This is a genomic window from Verrucomicrobiia bacterium, from assembly GCA_036405135.1.
GTDB lineage: Bacteria > Verrucomicrobiota > Verrucomicrobiia > Limisphaerales > JAEYXS01 > JAEYXS01.
The window spans coordinates 18,097-41,250 of the sequence record DASWYF010000016.1; the positions used below are offsets into that span (position 1 = coordinate 18,097).

Below are 23,154 nucleotides of genomic sequence, written 5' to 3' on the forward strand. Positions count from 1 at the left end.
CGCCGTGTCGAATCCGCTGTTTGATACCAGTCGTACCTTGGATAGTTCGCTACGGCAGCCCGCTTTGGAGCTGCCGGGCGGTCCCGTGTCCCCAGATGGTGCCATCAATCGTTCTCAACAATACCTTCTCCGCGAACAGAAGCCCGAGGGCTACTGGATCGGCGAACTGATGGTTGATTCCACCCTCGTCTCGGACATGGTGGCCTTCCACCACTGGGATGACAGTGTGGACCTCGAATGGCAGCGCCGTGCGGTCAATCACATCCTGTCGATGCAGTTGCCGGATGGCGGCTGGAATATCTACTACGGCGGTCCGGCGGAGGTGAACGCCACTATCAAGGCTTACCTCGCTCTGAAGCTGGCCGGTGTGCCGCTGAAGGACCCGCGCATGCTGCGTGCCCGCGAGATGGCGAAGAATCTCGGCGGTGTTCCGCGCATGAACACCTTCTCCAAGCTCTACCTCGCCCTCATCGGCCTGTTCCCTTGGAAATATCTGCCCACGATCCCCTGCGAAGTTCTGCTGATCGGCAAGTGGTTCCATGTGAACTTCTGGGACATGAGCAACTGGTCCCGCGCCATGCTCGTGCCGCTGGCCATCATCAATCATTTCAAGCCCACGCGTAAGCTCAACGTTTCCTTGGACGAGCTTTACACCGAAGGCTTCCATGAACGCGATCTCGCCTTGCCGCGCGATCCTGAGTTCATGACTTGGCGCAATTTCTTCCTCTCGCTGGATGGGTTGCACAAGTTTGCCGAACTCTTTGCTCGTGGTGGCATCCACCCGTTCCGCCGTCGCGCGTTGAAGCGTTGCGAGGAATGGATGGTGGAACGCTTTGAAGGTTCTGATGGTTTGGCGGCGATTTTCCCGGCGATGCTCAATGCGGTCATCGCGTTGAAGGCTTTGGGTTATGCACCGGATCATCCGGAGATGGTGCGTGCGCGCAAAGAGTTGAAGAAGCTCGAGCATCACACGGCGGACAGCATGCGCATCGAGCCGTGCTTCTCGCCGGTGTGGGATAGCGCCATCGTGGCCATCGCTCTGCGTGAATCCGGCGTGCCGGCTGAGCATCCGCAGATGAAGAAGGGTGCGGAATGGATCATGGATAAGGAGATCCGTTTCCGCGGCGACTGGTATCAGAAGAATCCCGTGAACGTGGAGCCGAGTGGCTGGGTCTTCGAATACGCAAACAAGTGGAACCCGGACGTGGACGACACCGCCATGGTGCTCCTTGCCTTGCGCCAGATCCCTACGGACGATCCGAAGCGTCGCGATGAATGCTTCAAGCGCGGCATGGATTGGATGATGGCCTTCCAGTGCAAAGATGGTGGTTGGGCTGCTTTCGATAAGGATTGCACGAAGGGCATTTTGGAAAAGGTTCCTTTTGCCGATCACAACGCGATGCTCGATCCCGAGTGCGCGGACATCACGGCGCGTATCTTGGAATTGCTCGGCTACGAGAATTATCCCGTGGATCACCCGCAGATCCAGCGCGGCATCCAGTTCGTGAAAGACGAGCAGGAGGAGGACGGCTCCTGGTATGGTCGCTGGGGTGTGAACTACATCTACGGCACCTGGCAGGTCTTGCGCGGTATGCGCGCGCTGAAGGTGAACATGAACCAGCCTTGGCTCATGCGCGGTCGCGACTGGCTGGAGAGCGTCCAGCTCCCCGATGGCGGCTGGGGTGAGCGCTGCAATACTTACGACGATCCGGTTTACAAAGGCCAAGGTCCCAGCACTGCCTCGCAAACCGCATGGGCGGTCATGGGCTTGCTCGCATTCGATGACCCGTATCGCCCGAGTGTGCAACGCGGTATCGAATACCTCGTCCGCATGCAGAACAAGGACGGTTCGTGGTCTGAGGAAGAAGTCACGGGCACCGGCTTCCCGAAAGTGTTCTACCTCAAGTACGACATGTATCGGAATGCCTGGCCGCTCCTCGCCCTCTCGACGTATAAGCAATTGCTGGCGAAAGCGGCGAAGCCTGCGACGGCGCTCAGCGGCAATGGACTTAATGGACACGATGGACTTAATGGCAACGGCAAGTCGCACCTGAATGGGCATAATGGGACGAAAGTGAACGGCACGCACTGAGCTTCGCTCTGATACTGATGCAGCCGCTGTTGGGGCGTATCTCGCAGTGTCCCCAATCCAGGAAACCGCAGGCACGCTCACTCCTCACCCCAGCCCTCTCCTCATTAAGAGGAGAGGGAGAACATTTGACGCCTGCTTTCTGGATTTAGAAGTCATGGGTGGGCGACATTTCCCTTTACCCTCGCGGGGCTGCATCGTATCAAGCTCGTCACATTTGATTGTCACTGTGGCATACGATGTCTGAGCAATCCAAAATTCTCATCTGCTTCGCTGTAAAGGAAGAAGCCGCGCCGTTCCGGGCTTTTGCGGCGAATCGTCCAGATATCCGCCTCGTCGTCACCGGTATGGGGGCGAAGAATGCGCGGGAGCAGTTTTTGGCGGCGTTGGCGGAGGGGAAGCCGGGTTGTGCCATCACATGTGGGTATGCGGGGGGATTGAATCCGGCTTTGGCACCGGAAGCGTTGGTGCTGGATGCTTCACTTGATTTTCCGCTCACGCAAAAGCTGCTGCAAGCGGGAGGCAAACTGGGCACCTATCATTGCGCTACAACCGTTGCCATCACCGCACAGGAAAAGGCGGCGCTCTTTGCCCAAACGAAATGTGATGCGGTGGAGATGGAGTCCGGCATCATCCGGCAGATTTGCGCGGAGCAGGGGATACCGGCGGCGACGTTCCGCGTGATCTCGGATGCGGCGAATGAAAATCTGCCGCTGAATTTCAATGAGTTGATGACGCCGGAGATGACGATGAATTTCGGGAAGCTCGCGTGGACGTTGATGAAATCACCGGGGAAGATTCCGGAGTTGATGCGGTTCGGCAATCGCGTGAAGTCTTCGGCGCAGAAAATGGGGGATGCGCTGGAGCAGGCGCTTCAATCGTAGCAGTCGACGTGAGGAGGCTCTGACTTCCCAATTCTAAGGCTCGAGTGAGTCTTTTTTATAGGTTCATCCCACATTCGCTTGCCTCCGCTCGGTTGATGATATCTTCCCTCTGCTTGACACCCAGCTTCTCTTCCCAAACCATCCCGGCATTCCACTATGAAACATTTCATCGCCTTTGCGTTTCTCTGCATTTCGGTCAGCGCCTTCGCCGACGATGCCGCGATTGCCACCCAGCTCCAAGCCCTCGGCGGCAAGATCAAGACCACGGGCACTACCGTCACCGAAGTCACCTTCAACGAATGCTCCAAGCTCGGTGAAACCGAGTTCAAAGCCATCGGTCAGCTCAAGGGCTTGAAGAGCCTCACGCTCTACAATAACTGCACCAATCTGAATGATGCCTCGCTGCTGCACATCGCTGGCCTCACCGAATTGGAATCGTTCGGCAGCGATCGCATCAATGTCACCGATGAAGGATTGAAACCGCTCGCGCAGTTGAAGAATCTCCGCACCGCCTCCTTCTTTCACACCTCCTTCGGCAAGAAAGGCTTCACCGGCGTGGGCTTCGGTTACCTGAAAGACTGCCCCAAGCTCGAGCGTATGACTGTGGCAGGCATCTCCATGGGTGATGAAGGCTTCGCCGCCATCGCTACCATCACGCAACTCAAAGACTTCTCCACCTGGCACACCTATCAGACTGAAGCGGGCAATGACCACATCGCCAAACTCACGAACCTGAAATCCCTCCGCATCGGGCAGCGTCTCCCTCGCGGTGGTGCACCTAAACCCGTAAGCCTCAGCGACGCCTCTCTGCCCAAGTTCACCAAACTGGCTTCACTCGAAACCCTCCGCATCGGCGAATCCCGTTTCACTCCCGAAGGCCTGAAAGTCCTCAAAGCCCTTCCCAAACTGAAACTGCTCAACCTCTGGGAAGTCCAGATCACCGAAGCCGACGTCGAAAAAGTGAAAAAAGATTTCCCCAACGTAAAAGTAGAATGGCAACCCCTCACCGACGAACAACGCAAACGCCTGGAAAACTATCTTAAAGAATAAGTAGCGTAGGATGCTCGTCGAACGCAGGCTGTTGCCTGCTCATGGTGGGGCAAAGCTGCGGCTTTGCCCTAACTTCTGTCTTTACCGCCGGACTCACAAATCGAACCGGCCATTAGAAAACTGCCTTTCACCCCACTTCTCAGTCTTTGCTGAAAACACCTCCGACTCGTCCTTCGTAAATCCAAAATCGTAAATCCTCACGCCCTAAGCATCCTCAACAACTTCACAAACACCGAAGGCTTCGCCGCAAACTTCTCCGGCGAAGTCGTCCTCAGATTCGCCTCATACCGATCGATCGCCTCCTTCGCCTCTTTCAACTGACAGTTCGCTCCTTCTCGATACAATTTGATCGCCTTGACCTTGTTATTTTGGAAAAGCGCCTCCTGAATCCACGCCACCCGTTCCGGCACAATCGTAGTAGGAATATCAGTAGTAGAAGCAGAGCGGGGGACATCCAACGGCTTGCCCGCCTCAATCCGCTCCACCGCTTCCTTCGCCTCTGCCAAACCAACCCCAGTCCACTCACGATACAACTTCACCGCCCCGATCTTGTTGCCAGACCGCAGCTCTTGCTGAATCAGCGCCAGTTGATTTGAAGAAGCATCCATAACGCATTTGCCCGTTTCAGGCTCCCAGCAGAATAACAGGTCACTCGAAACGGGCACTTACAATTGCACAGTGATTTTATCGCGCTTTAGCATCCAACCCCGTCACAATCCGTGACCCGCGTTTATACGTGAAATAAGAATACGCCCACTGGAACAATACTGCGATTTTGTTCCTGAATCCCACCAGGAACACCAAGTGGATGAACAACCACATCAACCACGCTGGGAACCCCGTCATCTCCAGCTTGCCGATTTTGGACACCGCTGCAGAACGTCCGATCGTCGCCATAGAACCCTTGTCCCAATATTTGAACGCCGGACGTTTCTCTGGTGGCAACGGCTTGTCGCGCAACTCATCCTCGATGATGTCTGCGACATGCCCCGCCATCTGCATCGCCGCCGGACTCACGCCGGGAACCACCTTGCCATTCGCATCCACCAGCGCTGCCATATCCCCGATCACAAACGCCTCCGGATAACCCGGCACGCTGCAATCCGGCGCCACCTTCACGCGACCAGCGCGGTCCAGATCCACACCGAGTTTTTTTGTCAGCGGGCTTGCACCCACACCTGCCGCCCAGATGATGTTCTCTGCCTCGATACGACCATCCTCTAGTTCTACCACACCATGCGTGATGTTCTTCACCTTCGTATTCACGCGCACTTCCACGCCCATCTTTTCCAGCGTTTGCCGCGCATTATCACCGAGTTCAGGCGGGAATTGCCCGAGCAATCGCGGGCTCGCTTCGATGAGTACCACCCGCGCTTCCGTCGGATCAATGTGTTTGAAGTCATCGCGCAACACATGATTAGCCAATTCAGCGAAAGCCCCCGCGAGTTCCACACCCGTAGGCCCGCCGCCCACGACGACGGCAGTGAGCAGACGATCATGCTCCGTCTTATCCGGCTCATTCTCTGCTTTCTCAAACGCGAGCAACACCTCGCGCCGGATGCGCAAGGCATCATCCAAAGACTTCAATCCCGGTGCATGCTCTTCCCATTCGGGATGTCCGAAATAACTCGTCACCCCGCCGAGGCCGAGCACGAGATAATCGTAATCCAACGTCTTGCTCTCTAGCACTACCTGACGCTGCTTCAGATTGATATCCTTCACCGTATCGAGCAGCACAGTGACGTTATCGCGGTCAGACAAAATGGAGCGGATGGGCTGGGCGATCTCCGGGGCAGACAGGCCGGCAGTGGCCACCTGATAGAGCAACGGCTGGAACAGGTGATGATTCTGGCGGTCAACTAAGGTGATGCGCGCGTCTGGCTGGGCGAACTTCTGGCAGAAGGTCAACCCACCGAAACCGGCGCCCAATACCACGATATGCGGACGTCGAGTCTCCATAACACTGAAACTGTCCGCTGCCCCTCAAAATAAAGCAAATTCGTTGTTTTCATGGGATGATAAGACGGAGTTTTCTCGCTTGCAGGGCAAAGCTTGCAGCAGACCTTGAGGCGGCTTTATTTTCGACTTATGCAATCAGCCAGCCGCAGAGCTTTCTTGGCGTCCATCATAGGTGGTGCTTCATATGTCGCGTTGGCTCCCCAGTTCGCGCGTGCCGCGACGACGGGCAAGGACTTCCAGATCCAGTTGGATGTCCTCAGTTCTGGTTTCGACAAGAAAACTTGCTGGGTGCATCCGCGAGCTGGAGCGATTCCCGGCAAAACGCCCAAAGTGGTGCTTACGATGCAGAAGCTGCTGTTGACGGGGAGCGATGTTTTTCTGCCGCTCAATGATATCCGTACGGACGATCTCGGTAAAACGTGGACGAAGCCGGTGGAACATGCAGAGACATTGGGCCGACGGGATGAGCCGGAAGGAAGTATTGTGGCGGTCTGTGATTTCACGCCCAAGTGGCATGCGAAGACGAAGAAGCTCTTGGGTATCGGCCACACCGCGCGTTATCAAAATGACAAGGTTGTGGCGAATCGCAGACGGGAGACGCCTTATTCCATTTACGATGAACAGACGCGTAAATGGACGCATTGGGCCACGATGGCGATGCCGGAGGGTGGTAAGTTTTACAATTCAGGTGCGGGGTGTGTGCAGCGGGTGGATTTGACGAATGGCGATATCCTGCTGCCGATCTATTTCAAATCACAGGAGGCTAAAGCGTATTCTACCACGGTGCTGCGTTGTACGTTTGATGGCAAGATGCTGAGTTATGTGGAGCATGGCAGCGAGTTGAGCGTGGCGATCGATCGCGGGCTTTATGAGCCATCGCTCACGAAACATCAGGGGCGTTACTTCCTGACCATGCGGAATGACCAGGTGGGTTATGTGGCGGTGAGTATCGATGGCTTGAAGTTCAACGAGCCGAAGAAATGGACATGGGATGACGGCACGGACTTGGGCAATTACAACACGCAGCAACATTGGGTGACGCACAGTGAGGCGCTCTATCTGGTCTATACGCGCCGTGGGGCGAACAACGATCACGTGATGCGGCATCGCGCGCCACTCTTCATGGCACAAGTGGACACAGAGAAACTGCAAGTCATTCGCGCTACGGAACAGGTAATCGTACCGGAGAAGGGAGCACGCCTTGGAAACTTCGGTGTGGTGGAGGTGAATGAACACGAGACGTGGGTAACGGTGGCGGAGTGGATGCAGACGAAAGGGCCGAATCCGTCCGATTATGCCATTCCCATGAAGTATGGCTCAGATAACCGCGTCTATGCCGCGCGGATCAAGTGGTCGAAACCGAACAAGGATTGGAATAAAGTTTAGGGTCTCGGGGAATAAAGTGTTCATCCCGATACTCCTATCGCTGATGAATGCAAAATCTCACATGGGTTCAATGCTGAAACAGCTTTCACTCGTTGTAATCCTGTCCTTACTGACGGTCACGGCCAAGGCGGCTGAACTGGTAAAGGATTTTACGCTGAAGGCCGTGCCTGCGGGCGAGGATTTCAAACTGAGCGCGCAGAAGGGGAAATTCGTGGTGCTGCATTTTTTGCTGAAGACGGAATGCCCGATCTGCCTGAAACACACGCGCGAATACATTGCGCAGGGGAAAGATCTGCCGAATACGGTGCAGGTGTTCATCAAGCCGGACGAGGAGGCGGATATCCGCCAATGGACGTCCAAAATTCCCGGTGACTTGCTGAAGCAGAATCCGATCTATCGTGATCCGGATGCGAAACTGGCGAAGGACTTAAAGATACCGGATGACTACAAGTTTCACGGGCAGGTGGTGCATTATCCGGCGTTGATTCTTATCAATCCTCAGGGTGAGGAAGTGTTCCGTCATGTGGGGAAGAACAATGCGGACCGGTATCCGATTGATCAGTTGAAGGCAAAGATTGGGCAACTGTCCAAGTAGTGAAATGGCGTGGTGATCTATGTTTCGGACTTTGAATCCGCATTCAGGATGAATATTCTGCGGGCTTAAGCGTTCCAAACATAGCATCGCCATGTTTACCAACGAAAGCCGCCGTCAGGATTTTCCGGGACTTCATTCCCTTACGTATCTCAATACCGCTGCCGAGAGCATCCCGCCGCTGTGCGTGGGCGAGGCCATCCAGCAGTATTGGCAGGACAAGCTGAAAGGAATGAAAGGGCGCGACCAGCATTACGCGCAGGTGGAAGCCTGTCGCGAGATCAGTGCGCGCATGATTGGATTAAAGACGTCCGAGGTGTCTTTCTGCTCCTGCAGTTCGGAGGCTTACAATCTCCTCGCCACAGCGCTCAATCTGCAAGCGGGCGATGAGGTGGTGGTAACGGATATCGATTTCCCAACAGGCACAACACCGTGGTTACGAGCGGTTCATCCGCCTACGGTGCGCTTGTGGCAATCGGTTGAGGGGGAATTGCGGATAAGTGATTTGCTGCCTTTGCTGAATGAGCGTACGCGGCTCGTTCAGATATCTCTGGTGAGCTTTTACAACGGCTTCCGCGTGGCCTATGGGCCGGTGCGGGATGCCGTGCGGCGGTTGGCGCCCAATGCGTTGATCTCTGTGGATATTACTCAGGCACTGGGTCGCGTGGTAATGGATTGTGCGGATGCGGATATCATGATCTCCAGCACGCATAAGTGGACACTGGGTATCCATGGTGGTTGTGTCATCGGGATTCCACAGCATCGCGCTGCGCGGCTTACGACGAATGCAGGCGGTTGGTTTCATCTCACGAACGCTTTCGACGCGGATCGTTTTCAACGCGCTGTGCCTAAGCAAGGGGCAGCGAGTTTTTCTGTGGGTATGCCTAACTTTGTTTCGCTCTACGCATTGAATGCTTCGCTCCGCTATCTGGAGAAGGTCGGAGTTGAAGCGATTTCAAAGCATGCTAATCCGTTGGTGGCAGAGACGCATCGTGGTTTGATCGAACTGGGATTGAAGCCGATGGCGCCGCATCAGCCGGATTTGCCGACGGGTATTTTGGCTTTCCGCCATCCGCAGACAACCGAGTTGAATACAGCACTCGAGAAGGAGCAGATCCATGCGATGCATCATGCGGGGCGTATCCGCATCGCGCTCCATGGCTACAATACATCGGATGATGTGAAAAAGTTGCTGAGCGTGTTGGGTGAGGCGTTGAAGCGGCTGTGAGTTTGGCCTGAAAGGCTAGCAGAGCCTAGCCCAAGGCAGCTTTGCTGCCTTGGGTATAAGATGTTGCAAAAAAGAGCGGCCTGAAGGGCCGCCAGAGAAGGTCTTACTGAATCGTATTGAAAAAGGTCTGGTGCCCTGTCAGGGCACACTTTGTTAGTGATTGCTTTACCCAAGGCAGCGTTCGCTTGGGGCGAAGGCTGCCTTGGGCTGGAGTCTCTTGGCCCTTTGGGCCAGTGCCTCGAATGTTTTCAGCTAAAAAACACCTTCTCCGCCGTCTTGCGCAGCATCCAGGCGCGGTCATCTTTCGTTAAGAAATCCAATCTCTCGCGGATGAGGGCGATGGAGTCGGAGTAATTATGGCCGGGATCGACTTGATAGGGGCAATCGCTGGCCCACATCAGGCGCTTGGCGCCGTAGGCATCGCGCACTTTCTTTATCATCGGACCGAGATCGGTGTAAGGTGGCTGCTTTTTCCCGAGTGCATAGAAGGCGGAAGTCTTCACATATACATGAGGATGCTTTGCGAGGCTGCACAATGCATCCACCTGTTCATCGCGGATATTGCCATCCACGCCGATGCGGGCGAAGTGGTCGATCACCACGCGGGTCTTCGGATATTTCGCGCACATCTTGTCGATGGCGGGCAAGGCTTCGGGGTTGATGAGCGGGCAGACGGCGAGGCCGAGATCGGCTGCTGCTTCCCACATTGCGGCCATGCCGGGTGAGCCGATCCAAGCGTCCACGCGTTGTTTGCCGGGATGGATGCGAAAGCCGCGCACGCCGCGCTCTTTCAGGATGCGCATCTGGAAATCGAGCTTGGGCTGATGCTCATCGATCACCGCTACACCGGAGAAAACGCCCGGATGCTCCAGCATCACGTGGAGCATGTAGTTATTGTTGAAGCGGTAGAAACTCATCTGGATGAGCACGATGCGGACGACACCGTTCGGTTTGGTGTGCGCGAATAGTTCCTCCGGCGTGAAGCTTGCGGGCTGCATATCCGCCACCTTGAAATCACTATGGATGGGATAGCGGCTGAGATTCGGCGTCCACACATGCACATGGGCATCGATATCCTTGCCGCCTTGGGCGGGTGCGGAAGTCGTTTTACAACCGACGGCCAAAGCCGCGGCAGAGAGAGCCGTAGCTTGGAGAAAATCACGGCGTGTCAGCGAACGATTCGCGGCGATGGAGTCGGGAGTCTTCATGGCTTGGTTGGTGTTGGTCATTCGAAACGACGGATGAATTCGCGATAAAACTCAAATGCTTGGATCACTTGATCGATCTCCACGTATTCCACAGCGGCATGAGCGCGATCAATGCTGCCGGGACCGAAGACGAGCGAGGGCAAGCCTTGGCGTGAGAGCTTGCTGGCATCACTGCCGAAGGGGACGCCGCAAGGAGTGCCGTTGAGGCCAAGCTCTTTCAAGATCTCACCGGCTAACAAAGTGGGCAGTGCATCCAGCGGCGTATCCAGTGCTTCATCGGTGAGCATGGGAGCTTCCATGCTGGCAACGAAACCGGGATGCTTTGCGGTGAGCTCATCGAGCAAGCGTTGATAATGCGCGAGGACGGTTTCCACCTTTTGGCCGGGCAACAAGCGGCGGTCAATCTCGATGGCGCAAGTATCCGGCACGAAGTTCACCTGCACACCTCCGTGGATCACGCCGACATTGCAGGTGGCAGGGCCGAGCAGGGGATGAGGGTATGCGGCCAGTTGCTTATGGTCTTCCTCCAAGGCGAGGACCAGCCGGGCCATGTGCGTGATGGCGTTCACGCCGAGATGAGGCTTGGAACTGTGTGCGGCGCGACCTTGCACGCGGATGCGCCAGCGGAGGACGCCTTTGCTGGCGACGACGAGGCGCATCTCCGTAGGTTCGGCGACGATGGCGGCGTGACCGGTCAGGCCTTCGCAAAGTTTTACGACACCGCGATAGGAGTATTCCTCATCCACCGCGGCGGCGAGCCAGACTTCGCAAGGCGGTGTGAAACCTTCCGTCTTCAGCGCGGCCATGGCGTGCATCATCCCGGCCAAGCCAGCCTTCGTATCGCACGCGCCGCGTCCGTAAATCTTCCCTTCGGAGATCGTTGGCTCGAAGGGCGGGATGGTCATGCCGACGACAGACACGGTGTCTGTGTGTGCTTCCAACACGATACGGCGGGAAGGGTCTTTGCCGGGTAACTTGGCGATGCAGTTAGGGCGGCCTGGAAAGACTTCCTGCTCCCACGTTTCCATACCGCGTTGACGGAAGAACTCGCCGACATAAGCCGCCATCGCTGCTTCAGAAACGCCGCCTTCATAGGCCGGGTTGATGCTCTTGATGCGCACCATGTCGGCCAACGTGTTGATGACGGGATGGTTGCTCATGATGTCACGAAGGTTGGGGTGCTGCTTTTTCGGCCTGCCAATCGATCGGAGCGATGCGTCCGATCATGAAGAGGTAGGCACCGACGCCCACGACCAGCACGGCTGAGGAGACGGCAAAGGCGATGGCGAACGATTTGGTTTCGGTCACCAGCCAGCCGGTCAGGATGGGGGAGACCGCACCGCCCATGTTGCCGATGCAATTCTGGATACCGGTCCATTTGCCGGCGGCAGAAGGTCCGGCGAGGGTTTGGGTCACCGCCCAGACATTGGAGGTGTAGAAGCCCAAGGCAGCGCAGGCGGCACAGAGAAAGGCTACGCACAACTTGGCGTCATGCACCATGACCGCCGGTACCATGAAGGTGGCGCACAGGAGAAAACCGGCGATAATAAATGTTTTGCGGACGCGCGTAGGGCTGGTGCCACGCTGTATCCATTTGTCTGAGCACCAGCCGCCAATCAGGGAAGTGACCGCCATGGCCCAGAAAGGTAGAGATCCCAGAGTGGACATGGACTCCTTGGAGAATCCGCGCTCTTCTTCCAGATACGCGGGCAACCAATTGATGAGGAAATACCAGGCGTAACCCAGACAGAACATCCCCAGCGAGGTGCCCCAGACTTCTTTGCGGGAGAGCAAGCTAGACCACTCGATGGCTGGCGCGGCAGGTTTGGGCGCATCGGTGGAGTGACTTTTGCGCTTTTCGGAAGGTACGAGCAGCAACCAAGGTAAGAGCCAGAAAAGGCTGCCCAATCCGACGATCAGGAATAGTGCGCGCCAGCCGTAGAGCGCCACGATTTTGGGAGCGATCATCATGCTGAGGGCAGGACCTATTTTTGAGCCGGCATCGACGAGTGCGTTGGCAAAACCGCGCTGTTCTTCCGAATAGTTAGCCGCCAGGATACGAGACGTGGCGGGGAAGGCGACGCTTTCCCCTACGCCCAGAATCAGCCGTAAGGCGAAGAACGCCGCAAATCCGGTAAAGATACCCATCGCTGCGGTAGCGAGGGACCATACGAAAAAGCCGATGGCATACACCCATTTCACATCATACCGGTCCACCAGCCAGCCCGCGCCGAGTTGGCAAAGTGCATAGCTCCAGAAAAACGCGGACATCAAATGGCCCATCTCGATCTTATCGAGTTTGAATTCCTTCGAGATGTCAGAAGCTGAGATGGGGAGGGCGCTACGGTCGATGTAGTTGATGCCCACGGCCAGCACCAGGAGCGCGAGAATGGTGAATTTGGCGGAGCGATTCACGTTTTCTTCGGTTGGTTAAAGAATAGACGCTTGAACGGGGACGGGGCGCAACCTAGGGGGATGATTGCAGCCAGCGCAACCCCTTTTTCGCGTTTGAAAGATTTATCTGCTTTAATGAAAATTTTTCGGTAAGTTCGCGGTATCGCCATACAATACGTGATGATGCCAGAGCAGAATCAACCTGTAGCCGAGCCCAGCGAGCGCTTCATCACGCTGCTGAACGCGACGCATGGGCGGCTGCTGGGGTTCCTGCGGGTGATGCTGGGTAATAACGCGGATGCGGAGGATGTGCTGCAACGGGCGAGCCTGACGATGTGGCGGAAGTTCGCGGAGTTTGACCAGACCTTGGATTTCTTTGCCTGGGCGAGCAGCTTCGCTTTCTACGAGGCCAAGAATTTTCAACGGATGGCGGCGCGTTCCAAACTGCACTTTGACGATGAATTGATGGCGCGGCTGGCTGAGGAACGGATGGCGGACTTGGAGCACCGGGATGCCCGTTTTGAGGCGATGGAGAGGTGCATTGAGGAAATGGATGTGCCCTCGCGCGAACTGGTGCGCGAATTTTATCTGAATGACATGCAGGTGGAGGCCTTGGCGCAGCGGTTGGGACGTGCGCCGCAGACGCTTTATAACAAACTGGTGATCTTGCGGCGGTTGCTGGGTGAGTGTGTGCGTCGACGTATGGAGCAGGAGGCAAAGGCATGAGCCAGCCAATCGATCAACAAGAGTTGCACCAGCTATTCGTCGCGAAGACGGATGGCACGATCACGCCGGAAGATCATGAACGGTTGTGCGCTTTGCTGAAAGGTTCAGCAGAGGCGCGGAAGCTGTGGTTTGTGTTTCAGGATACGGAGACGGGATTGCTCGGCTGGGCGCAGAAGGAATCTCAGAAAGAAGAACAGATACCGATCACGAGTAAGGTGACGAAGGCTGATTTTTCGGCGGCTAATACCGGTTTGTGGCGGAGCGTCAGCGCCATGGCAGCGGGGATTGTGATTGGAGCGCTGGCTTGGGCGTTGTGGCCTAAAACTGTGCCGGTTGATACGATAGCATCGCGCAATGGTTCAACTGTAGTGACCGATCCGGCAGCGGTTGTTCGTGCAGAAGCAACAACCGCCAGCGTGGCGGTTTTGATGCGCGGTGCGAATGTTGTGTGGGACAAGAGCGGCATGATGCCTTCTATGAATGCGCCTTTGTCTCCGGGTGTATTGAAGTTGCAAAGCGGCGTGGCGGAGATTGAGTTTTTCCAAGGGGCGCGGTTGTGCATCGAAGGACCGGCGGAGATACGGTTGATCTCGGCGGGTGAGGCGTTTTGCCAGTCGGGCCGTTTCAGTGCGCATGTGCCGCCGCATGCGCGCGGGTTCAAGCTAGGCACGCCGAAAGGGGATATCGTGGATCTCGGCACGGATTTCGGTCTCGATCTGAGCGATGCCGCTTCCGAACTGCACGTCTTCAATGGTGAAGTGGAGCTGTATCAGCCGCAGGCGCAGATGCGGAAGCTGACGACCGGTGCGGCCGCGGATCTTACACAATCGGCAAAGGCATTGGTGGCGAATGAAAGCGCGTTTGCGTTCAGTCGCAATCTGGATGCGCGGGTGAATGAATCGCGTCGTCAGGCGTTTGAGTTGTGGCAGACAGATACGGAGCGTTGGCAGCAGGATGCGGATACGCGGCTCTGGCTGAGCTTTCAGGATGAAGGAGCTTCGCGTTCTCTGCGGAATACGGCGTTGAACGGAAAGGATATCGCGGCGGGCAGTATCGTGGGTTGCACGTGGACGGAAGGGCGTTGGCCGGGCAAGCGGGCATTGCAATTCCGCAGCTTGAGCGACCGCGTGCGGTTCAACATTCCAGGCACTTACAAGCAACTGACGCTGACGGCGAGCATCCAGCTTCATGGGCTGAATGTGCGGCAGAGTTCACTGTGTATGAGCGAGGGCATCGGGGCGGGTTACATGCACTGGCAGATATTGCATAATGGTTCGCTGTGCCTGGGGGTGGGCGATGGGTCGCGTCGGGTGGGGGCGAATGCAGAGCCGGTGATCTGGCAGGATTACATCAGCCCGGTGGTGTTTACGCCGGAGCGTTTTGGCCAATGGGTGCATCTGGCGGCGGTGTATGATTTAGAAGGCAAGGAAGTGCGCTTCTATGTGGATGGAAAAGTGTATTCCACGCATCCAATCACGAAGCCGATCACTCTCGCACCGGGATTGGTGGAATTGGGCAACTGGATTCCGGCACCAGAGAAAGTGCAGCAACCGATCCGTAATTTTGCGGGAAGCATGGATGAATTTGGACTGGTGGCGCGCGTCTTAACCGAAGCGGAAATCCAGCAGCTAGCGGAATAAGTATTTCGTCATGCATCAAAAAGCCTCCATACCAAAACAGGTGATCGAAGGGGAGCCCGGCACCCCTCACCCCGGCCCTCTCCCCTCCGAGGAGAGAGGGAGATGGAGCATTCTCAAGCTTTCCTATGCTGCTGTCATTTTTGTAGCAGTGCTTTCGTTGCTGGGTGGCGAGGTTCAGGCGAAAGAGCTGACTTCGGCGGAGGTCGATTTCTTTGAGAAGAAGATACGGCCCATATTCATCGAACAGTGTTACAAGTGTCACAGCGCGACGGAGAAGATCAAAGGCGGGTTGAGTCTGGAATCGCGCGAGGACTGGTTGAAGGGTGGTGACACGGGAGCGGCGATCGAGCCGGGTGATCCGGAGAAGAGCCGTTTGATCGAGGCGGTGCGCTATAAGAATCGTGATCTGCAAATGCCGCCCAAGAATCCCTTGAGCGAGGCGCAGATACGCGATCTGGAGACGTGGGTGAAGATGGGTGCGCCGGATCCACGCATCAAGACGGCGAAGGCGACGGCAGCGAAGATGGGGATGAGTCTGGAGGAAGGACGGAAGTTTTGGTCGTTCCAGCCGATGGCGAAGCCGGAAGTGCCAGCGGTGCGCAAGAGTGCGTGGGTACAATCTCCAGTGGATGCGTTCATCCTGGCGAAATTGGAGGAGAAGAAACTGAAACCTGCGGCTCCGGCGGATAAACGGGCGCTCATTCGGCGGGCAACTTTTGATCTCATCGGATTGCCGCCGACGCCACAGGAGATTGACGCATTCTTGGCGGACCGTTCACCGGGTGCGTTTGCGAAAGTGGTGGAGCGGTTGCTGGCCTCTCCACAATACGGGGAGCGCTGGGGGCGTCACTGGCTGGATGTGGCGCGGTATGCGGATTCCAACGGGCTCGATGAAAATGTCGCGTTCGGCAATGCATGGCGGTATCGCGATTACGTCATCAATGCGTTCAACAAGGACAAGTCTTACGACCAGTTTTTGACGGAGCAGATCGCGGGCGATCTATTGCCACGCTCGGAAGATATCGCGGTGCGACATGAGCGGTTGACGGCGCTAGGCTTTTTGACGATGGGGCCAAAACTGCTCGCGGAGGCGGACAAGACGAAGCTGGAGATGGACATGATCGATGAGCAGATCGATACGCTGGGGCGGGCGTTTCTGGCGACGACGTTTGGATGTGCGCGGTGTCACGATCATAAGTTTGATCCGGTGACGACGGAGGATTACTACGCGCTTGCAGGTATCTTTAAGAGTACGCACACGATGGATGACTGGAAGACAATCGCGAAGTGGCATGAGCCGGTCGTGGCGTTGCCGGAGGATTATCAGACGAAGAAGGATTACGAAGCGAAGATCACGGCGCATAAGGTTTCCATCACGAATTACATCGCGGAAGCGAACAAAGTGCTGCTGGTGACACTTAAGACGAACACGTTGCCGAAGACGCCGGAGAAGATGTATCCAACGAATACTGTGGCGGAGTTGGCGAAGCTGCGGGCGGATCTAAAGAAGATGGAGGAGGACACACCGGAACTGCCGAGCACCATGGGAGTGATGGAGAGCACGAATATTTTGAAGACCTTGCCAGTGCATATCCGCGGCAGTCATCTTTCACTGGGCAAGCCGGTTGCGCGTGGTGTGCCGCTGGTGATGACGATCTCGACGAAGCCGCAGTTTAGCGAGAAACAGAGTGGACGGATGGAATTGGCGCGTTGGCTCACGAATGAGGATCATCCGCTCACGGCACGCGTGATGGTGAATCGCATCTGGCGCTGGCATTTCGGGCAGGGCTTGGTGGCGAGCACGGATAACTTTGGCGTGCTGGGTGACAAGCCGACGCATCCGGAATTGCTCGATTGGTTGGCGCGGAAGTTCATCGCGGAAGGGTGGAGCGTGAAGGCGATGCACCGCACGATCATGCTCTCCAGCGCGTATCAGATGGAAGCGAATGTCAGTGGGGCACCGAATCATGCGGACCCGGAGAACCGGTTGTTGGCGCATTTTCCATTGCGACGATTGGAAGCGGAGGAGATACGCGATGCGTTGCTCTCGGTGGCGGGTTCACTGGATTTGACGATGGGGGGCAAGACGTTGCCGCTGAAGAATCGCGAGTTTGTTTTCAATCACACCTCGAAGGATGCGACGACGTATGAAAGTCCGCGTCGCGCGGTGTATATGCCGATCATTCGGAATCATCTCTACGACCTGTTCGAGCAATTTGACTATCCCGATCCGGCGGTGCCGAATGGGAATCGCAGTTCTACGGTGGTCGCTCCGCAAGCGTTGCTGATGATGAACAGCGAACTGGTGGTGAAGTCGGCGGAGAAGTTCGCGGAGCAATTGCTGGCGGATGAGAAAATGCCGGATGCGAAACGATTGGATGCGGCGTATGTGAAAGCTTACGGACGTTTGCCAGCGGCAGCAGAACGTAAACGGGCGGAGAAGTTTTTGGCGACATTTGCCTCGGCGGCAGAGGGGGATAAGGCAGTGGCGCGCAAGGGAGCGTGGACGACGTTGTGCCAGACTTTGCTGGCGGCGAATGAATTCATCTATCTGAACTGAAGTCATGAATACGCCTGAATTTTTACCGGGAAGAATGATCTCGCGGCGGAAGATGCTGCAAGGTGCGGCGGCGGGTTTTGGCTGGATGGCGGCATCGGCATTGATGACAGGTGAAGCGCGGGCAGAGGTGAGTCCATTAGCCCCGAAGCATCCGCATTTTCGGCCACGGGCGAAGCGGGTGATTTTCCTGTTCATGAAGGGCGGTCCTTCGCATGTGGATACGTTTGATCCGAAGCCGTTGCTGGATCGCGATGATGGCAAGCCGTTTCCGGGAGAGAAGCCGCGGGTGCAGTTCGCGCCGACGAGTGAATTGCTCAAGTCACCTTGGAAATTTAAGAACTACGGGAAGAGTGGTTTGCCGGTGAGCGAATTGTTTCCGCATGTGGCGCAGTGTGTGGATGACCTGTGCATCATCCGTTCGCTGCACGGGACGAATGCAGCGCATGGCGGGGCATTGCTGAAGCTGCATACGGGCAGTGATAATTTCATCCGACCCAGCATGGGTTCATGGGTCACGTATGGATTGGGCTCGGAGAACCAGAACCTGCCGGGGTTCATCACGATCTGCCCGACGTTCGCACATGGTGGTGTGAACAACTGGGGCGCGGCGTTTCTGCCAGCGGCATATCAAGGCACGCCGCTGGGCAATGCGACAGTACCGGCGGACAAGGTGACGGTGCAGCATATCCGCAATTCGCGTCTGACTCCGGCGCAGCAGCGGGCGCAGATCGATTTGATCGGACAGATGAATCGGGATCATCTGAAGCAGACGGGGCCGAACTTGGCACTGGAGGGGCGGCTGAATTCCTTTGAGCTCGCCTTTCGCATGCAGATGGCGATGCCGGAGGCGCAGGATATCTCCCGTGAAACGGATGCGACGCGCAAACTTTACGGATTGGATGACAAGGTGACAGAGAATTTCGGGCGGCAATGTCTGATGGCCCGGCGGTTCGCGGAGCGCGGCGTGCGGTTCATCCAGGTGACGCATAGTGATGGCGAGGTGCAATGGGATCAGCACGGGAACTTGCGCAAGGGGCACACGAAGAATGCGCTGGAGGTGGATAAGCCGATCGCAGGATTGCTGACGGACTTGAAAGCGCGCGGGTTGCTGGAGGATACACTGGTGGTGTGGGGCGGGGAGTTCGGTCGCACGCCGACGGCGCAGGGCGGGCCGGATGGGCGCGATCATAATCCCGAGGGTTTCACGATGTGGCTGGCGGGTGGCGGCGTGAAAGGCGGCATCGCGTATGGCGCAACGGATGATTACGGATGGTTCGCGCAGGAGAACAAGGTGCATCTGCATGACTTGCACGCGACGATTTTGGCATTACTTGGCTTGGACCATGAGAAGCTGACGTATCGTTATGCGGGACGGGATTTCCGGTTAACGGATGTGAGCGGGCATGCAGTTGCGGATATTTTTGCGTGATGTCAGAGCGTGAGAGTTTTGAGAATTCTCACTCCTCACCCCGGCCCTCTCCTCATTGAGAGGAGAGGGAGAACATTTGAGCACGCATCTTGTTTTTGGTTACGCTTGGCAATTGCGGAACAACTTACGGAGCCTTGTAGGTGATGCGGTAGATTTTTCCGGCTTTGTCGTCGGAGACGAGGAGGGAGCCGTCGGGCATGATTTCGACATCCACGGGGCGGCCCCAGGCGAAGGAACCATCGAGCCAGCCTTCGGCGAAGACTTCGTAGGAGATGGGTTTGTCATTCTCGAACTTCACAAACATCACGCGGTAGCCGATGGGTGTTTTGCGATTCCAGGAGCCGTGTTCGGCGATGAAGACGCCGCCGCGATATTTCTCAGGAAACATTGTGCCGGTATAGAAGCGCATGCCGAGGGCCGCAGTGTGCGGGGCGAGGAGGAGATCGGGTTCCTGGAATTTTTTATCGGTCGGGGCTTTGAATTCGGGATCGGGAATGCCTTTTGCGTGGATGTAGGGAAAACCGAAGTGGAGATCTTTTTCGGGCGCATGATTCAGTTCATCGTGCGGGATCTCATCGCCCATTTCGTCGCGGCCGTTTTCGGTGAACCAGAGGACTTTGGTCTGCGGATGCCAGTCGAAGCCTACGGTGTTGCGGATGCCGTGCGCGAAGACTTCGTGTTCCGAACCATCGGGATTCAAGCGCGTGATGGCGGCGTGCATGGGGTTCGTGCTGAGGCAGACGTTGCAAGGTGCGCCCACGGGGACGTAGAGTTTGCCATCGGGGCCGAAGCGAATGAATTTCCAGCCGTGATGTTCATCGCTGGGGAAGTTGGTGCTGATGATCTGGGGCGTGGGTGATTTGTCGTAGGTCTGGTCGATGTCAGGAAATTTCAGTATGCGGTTCAGTTCGGCGACGTAGAGGGCGCCATCGCGGAGGGCCACGCCGTTGGGCATTTTCAATTTTTCAATGACGGTGAAATGTTTTTCCGCAGCGCCGTTTTTATCGGCATCGATGACGGCATAAACCTTGTCGTCCTTGCGAGTGCCGACGTAGAGGATGCCGCCGGGGCTGAGGGCTATGGAACGGGCGTTATCGAGTTTATCGGCGTAAACAGTGAGCTGGAAGCCGGGCGGGAGTTTGATGCTATTTATCTTATCGTCGGTGGCGCGAACGGGCATTTTGCCTGCCATGCGGCCCTGCATGCCGCAAGCGCCGATGGAGAGAATGAACGTAAAGGCCAGCACCACAGCGACGAGTGAACGAAAGGTCTTCATAGGTCGTGAAGACGATTCAGCTAGGGGTGTGCCAAGGAGGGGGATTTACGATTTTGGATTTACGATTTACGAGGGACAGATGCTAATGACCTATTGCGGTGATTTTCAAGCTACCGAACAGACAGTCACATGAACTTACGGCGTTTGAACGCCTTCACTTCGGCTGCGTTGAGTTCAAACCATTCGCCATTCTTCCGTTTTAGCTCAAACCGTTTGTGCCAGTAGGCTTCTATGCCTATCGGGTCGTCAGTTCGGATCTCGTGTACAATTACGGCTTTTTCTGGAAGCTGGATGGCTAATTCGTATTCCCGTCTGCCGGTGGAATTACTACGACCGATTTTATGATAGCGTCCTGATTTGAGTAGGTAGACAAAACCATCCGGTGGTTCAATTCCTCGATCTGCTTTTTCCTGAGGAGACTCATTTCTCGCGGTCGTGGATTCACAGAGCAGCAAGATATCTTCGTATCCCTTTTTGTTACTGCAAAACTCCATTACTTTGGAAACCACTTGGTTTTTAGAACCAAAACGTTTTTGAAAAGCTGTGTGACCTGGAAAATCAGGGTCGTTACGAGCTTTCATTCTAAGTTCTGCGCTAAGCGGGAATCGTTTCAGCTCTCTCGTGAAGGTGATTAGTTTGCTAATGAGCCACTCATCTGCCGGGGCTTCACTCATTTGGTTAGGAGTGAAACCGGCTTCTATTAAAGCATCGCCCCATCTAATCCAGTAAACACCACTCCAATCGGATTCCTTAATTCCGGTTTCCGTGGAAAATTTACTACGCCCCAATGGTTTTCCACCATTAGTTTTGGCAGTTCGCCTGATTGCCTCCAAGATGTACTGTTTATCCATGCAGCAATTTTTGTGAACAGACGAAATAGTTTTCGCGATTGCTAAGAAATACTGCAACTGGAAAAAGATTTGTTCACGTGAGTGACTGATTTCCGAAGTAAATGGAGCGGGCTTGCGTCGCTACGCGACGCTGGGGCTTGGGAGGCTTACCACGGGCTGAAAGCCCGTGGCTATGAATCTTTCCTCGCTAACGCGAGGGGGAACAACGGCGGCTTGAAAGCCGCCGTTATGAATCTTCTTTCGCTAACGTGAAAGGAGTTACTTGGCTTTAGCGCGCCTAAAGCTTCCCGAACGCCATTCTTTTTCTACTTTGCTGCTCACGAGTTTCCAACCGTATTGGGCGAAGGTTTCTTCGACTAACGCGAATTGGGTTTCGAGGATGCCGGCGAGGACTAGGAGGCCGTCGGGTTGCACGCGGGCGCTGATCTTGGCGGACTCGGCGATGAGGAGGTCGTAGATCAGGTTCGCGCAGACGATGTCGTAGCGGTCGCGGGATTTCGCGGGGAGCTTGGTGAGGTCGGCCTGTTTGAGTTTTAGTTTATCGGCGACTTTGTTCTTTGCGGCGTTTTCTTTCGCCACGCGGACGGCTTCGGGGTCGTAATCGAAGGCATCGACGGGTTTGTAGCCGAGCTTGGCGGCGGCGATGGCGAGGATGCCGGAGCCGGTGCCCATATCGAGGAAGGATTGTTTCGTGCCTTTCTTACGAGCCTTCACAAGCTGGTGCAGGCAGAAGCTGGTGGTGGCGTGTTGGCCAGTACCGAAGCTCAGGCCGGGATCGAGGACGACGAGGGCTTGGCCCTTCTTCGCCTTGCGCTTGATCCAGCCGGGGCGGATGAGCAGTTTGCCACCGATGCTCATGGGCTTGAAGTGACGCTTCCAAGAGTTGGCCCAGTCTTCGCGTTTGATCCACTCGATCTTGAAGATACACGGGCCGATGTTCAGACCGCATTCTTGGATGCGCTCCAATTCGGCGCGGATCTCCAGTTCCACCATTTCATCCCAGACTTCATCGGCATCGAGATAGACGATGGCGATGGTCTGGCCGGTCTCGAAATCACTGTAGATCGAGGGCGTGTTGCGGAAGCGCAGTTGCAGGAGTTCCTGCACGGCTTCTTCGGTCTCCGCATGGATCTCGATGGAGACTTTGCGGAGCTGCTTGGATTTTAACGACGGTCGCGCCATGGGGTGAAGTTGAGGAGTTGGAGTTCGGTTTTGTGAGCGTGCAGGTTCACGACGGAGACCCCGGCGTATTCGATCTGCACACGGCCCAGAGAGGTGAGGGGAATATCCAGCAGCACAGAGAGCAACATGCGGATGACGCCGCCGTGACAGACGATGGCGACGTGCTGGCCTTTATGTGCCTCGATAATTTTTTGCAGACAAGGCTCGACGCGCAGGCGGAATTGCATGGCGGATTCGGCATCGGGAATGGCGGCGGCGTGGAGCTGGTCCAGCCAATCGAACGCGCTGATGCCGAACTTTTCCTGCACATCGTTCCAGGTGAGGCCGGTCCACGCGCCGAAGTCCACTTCGCGCAGGCCATCAAGGAAGCGTGGTTCGTGATGGGGAATCTTTTCCAGTAGCGGAGCGAGGGTCTGACGCGCGCGGCTCATGGGGCTGCAATAGATGGCGTCGATGCGCTCCGTGTGCAGATACTCGGCCATGGCTTTGGCCTGGAGATGGCCGTCATCCGAGAGTTTCATGTCGATGCGGCTGCCACCAAAGACTTTATGGTATTTGGTTTCGACCTCGCCGTGACGGATGAGGTAGAGGCGGGTGGATGGGGTGGTGCTGCTCATGGAGGTGCTAAATGAAATTAGAGAAAAGGGGGCACCCCTCATCCTCGGTCCTTCTCCCCTCCGAGGGGAGAAGGAGGATTGGG

19 protein-coding genes are annotated in these 23,154 nt (G+C 56.2%); 10 read left to right on the top strand and 9 right to left on the bottom strand.

Annotated features, from left to right (window positions below; genetic code table 11):
* Positions 1-4 precede the first annotated feature (4 nt).
* The 3 genes from shc (at position 5) to VGH19_07555 (ending at position 4,023) form a co-directional block, all read left to right on the top strand.
* Positions 5-2,092: a squalene--hopene cyclase gene (gene shc / locus VGH19_07545; GenBank protein ID HEY1171201.1), complete on the top strand. Its 2,088-nt coding sequence runs from the start codon at positions 5-7 to the stop codon at positions 2,090-2,092.
* A 236-nt stretch (positions 2,093-2,328) separates the two neighbouring features.
* Complete coding sequence (locus VGH19_07550; GenBank protein ID HEY1171202.1) at positions 2,329-2,973, top strand: hypothetical protein; 645 nt, start codon at positions 2,329-2,331, stop codon at positions 2,971-2,973.
* A gap of 156 nt (positions 2,974-3,129) precedes the next feature.
* Positions 3,130-4,023, top strand: coding sequence for a hypothetical protein (locus VGH19_07555; GenBank protein HEY1171203.1), 894 nt, complete (start codon positions 3,130-3,132; stop codon positions 4,021-4,023).
* A gap of 197 nt (positions 4,024-4,220) precedes the next feature.
* Here VGH19_07555 and VGH19_07560 read toward each other — a convergent pair whose 3' ends face one another.
* Both VGH19_07560 and VGH19_07565 read right to left on the bottom strand, forming a co-directional pair.
* Positions 4,221-4,631 carry a hypothetical protein gene (locus VGH19_07560; GenBank protein ID HEY1171204.1) on the bottom strand — a complete coding sequence of 137 codons (411 nt, stop codon included), beginning with the start codon at positions 4,629-4,631 and terminating at the stop codon, positions 4,221-4,223.
* 76 nt (positions 4,632-4,707) lie between these two features.
* Positions 4,708-5,982 (bottom strand): NAD(P)/FAD-dependent oxidoreductase, encoded by a 1,275-nt coding sequence (locus VGH19_07565; GenBank protein HEY1171205.1) that lies wholly within the window; start codon positions 5,980-5,982, stop codon positions 4,708-4,710.
* Between the two features lie 129 nt (positions 5,983-6,111).
* Between VGH19_07565 and VGH19_07570 the strand changes: the two genes are divergently transcribed.
* The 3 genes from VGH19_07570 (at position 6,112) to VGH19_07580 (ending at position 9,188) form a co-directional block, all read left to right on the top strand.
* Positions 6,112-7,368 (top strand): sialidase family protein, encoded by a 1,257-nt coding sequence (locus tag VGH19_07570; GenBank protein ID HEY1171206.1) that lies wholly within the window; start codon positions 6,112-6,114, stop codon positions 7,366-7,368.
* A 43-nt stretch (positions 7,369-7,411) separates the two neighbouring features.
* Positions 7,412-7,963: a redoxin domain-containing protein gene (locus tag VGH19_07575; protein ID HEY1171207.1), complete on the top strand. Its 552-nt coding sequence runs from the start codon at positions 7,412-7,414 to the stop codon at positions 7,961-7,963.
* Between the two features lie 91 nt (positions 7,964-8,054).
* Complete coding sequence (locus VGH19_07580) at positions 8,055-9,188, top strand: aminotransferase class V-fold PLP-dependent enzyme (protein ID HEY1171208.1); 1,134 nt, start codon at positions 8,055-8,057, stop codon at positions 9,186-9,188.
* 248 nt (positions 9,189-9,436) lie between these two features.
* On the opposite strand, the gene VGH19_07585 is transcribed toward VGH19_07580, so the two are convergent.
* Genes VGH19_07585 through VGH19_07595 form a run of 3 tightly spaced genes read right to left on the bottom strand, consistent with a single transcriptional unit; the run spans position 9,437 to position 12,811 of the window.
* Positions 9,437-10,396 (bottom strand): amidohydrolase family protein, encoded by a 960-nt coding sequence (locus VGH19_07585; protein HEY1171209.1) that lies wholly within the window; start codon positions 10,394-10,396, stop codon positions 9,437-9,439.
* A 17-nt stretch (positions 10,397-10,413) separates the two neighbouring features.
* Entirely contained in the window at positions 10,414-11,556 is a 1,143-nt protein-coding gene (locus tag VGH19_07590; protein ID HEY1171210.1) for a M20 family metallopeptidase, read from the bottom strand.
* A 4-nt stretch (positions 11,557-11,560) separates the two neighbouring features.
* Positions 11,561-12,811 carry an MFS transporter gene (locus VGH19_07595; GenBank protein ID HEY1171211.1) on the bottom strand — a complete coding sequence of 417 codons (1,251 nt, stop codon included), beginning with the start codon at positions 12,809-12,811 and terminating at the stop codon, positions 11,561-11,563.
* Positions 12,812-12,970: 159 nt separating this feature from the next.
* Between VGH19_07595 and VGH19_07600 the strand changes: the two genes are divergently transcribed.
* From VGH19_07600 to VGH19_07615, 4 genes are read left to right on the top strand one after another with little or no spacing between them, the layout of a single operon-like run.
* Positions 12,971-13,516 (top strand): sigma-70 family RNA polymerase sigma factor, encoded by a 546-nt coding sequence (locus tag VGH19_07600; protein HEY1171212.1) that lies wholly within the window; start codon positions 12,971-12,973, stop codon positions 13,514-13,516.
* Positions 13,513-15,156 carry a LamG-like jellyroll fold domain-containing protein gene (locus tag VGH19_07605; protein HEY1171213.1) on the top strand — a complete coding sequence of 548 codons (1,644 nt, stop codon included), beginning with the start codon at positions 13,513-13,515 and terminating at the stop codon, positions 15,154-15,156. Before VGH19_07600 ends, VGH19_07605 begins: the two co-directional genes overlap by 4 nt.
* 10 nt (positions 15,157-15,166) lie before the next feature.
* Positions 15,167-17,716, top strand: coding sequence for a PSD1 and planctomycete cytochrome C domain-containing protein (locus tag VGH19_07610; protein HEY1171214.1), 2,550 nt, complete (start codon positions 15,167-15,169; stop codon positions 17,714-17,716).
* 4 nt (positions 17,717-17,720) lie between these two features.
* Positions 17,721-19,145, top strand: coding sequence for a DUF1501 domain-containing protein (locus tag VGH19_07615; GenBank protein HEY1171215.1), 1,425 nt, complete (start codon positions 17,721-17,723; stop codon positions 19,143-19,145).
* 124 nt (positions 19,146-19,269) lie between these two features.
* On the opposite strand, the gene VGH19_07620 is transcribed toward VGH19_07615, so the two are convergent.
* The 4 genes from VGH19_07620 to VGH19_07635 form a co-directional block, all read right to left on the bottom strand.
* The gene (locus tag VGH19_07620; protein ID HEY1171216.1) at positions 19,270-20,421 is read right to left on the bottom strand and encodes a sorbosone dehydrogenase family protein; all 1,152 of its coding nucleotides are present in this window, start codon (positions 20,419-20,421) and stop codon (positions 19,270-19,272) included.
* 125 nt (positions 20,422-20,546) lie between these two features.
* Positions 20,547-21,272, bottom strand: coding sequence for a GIY-YIG nuclease family protein (locus VGH19_07625; protein HEY1171217.1), 726 nt, complete (start codon positions 21,270-21,272; stop codon positions 20,547-20,549).
* A gap of 258 nt (positions 21,273-21,530) precedes the next feature.
* Positions 21,531-22,454, bottom strand: a complete 924-nt coding sequence (prmA, locus tag VGH19_07630; GenBank protein HEY1171218.1) for a 50S ribosomal protein L11 methyltransferase — start codon at positions 22,452-22,454, stop codon at positions 21,531-21,533.
* Positions 22,436-23,071, bottom strand: coding sequence for a histidine phosphatase family protein (locus VGH19_07635; protein HEY1171219.1), 636 nt, complete (start codon positions 23,069-23,071; stop codon positions 22,436-22,438). The genes prmA and VGH19_07635 overlap by 19 nt, the downstream gene beginning before the upstream one ends.
* Between the last annotated feature and the right edge of the window lie 83 nt (positions 23,072-23,154).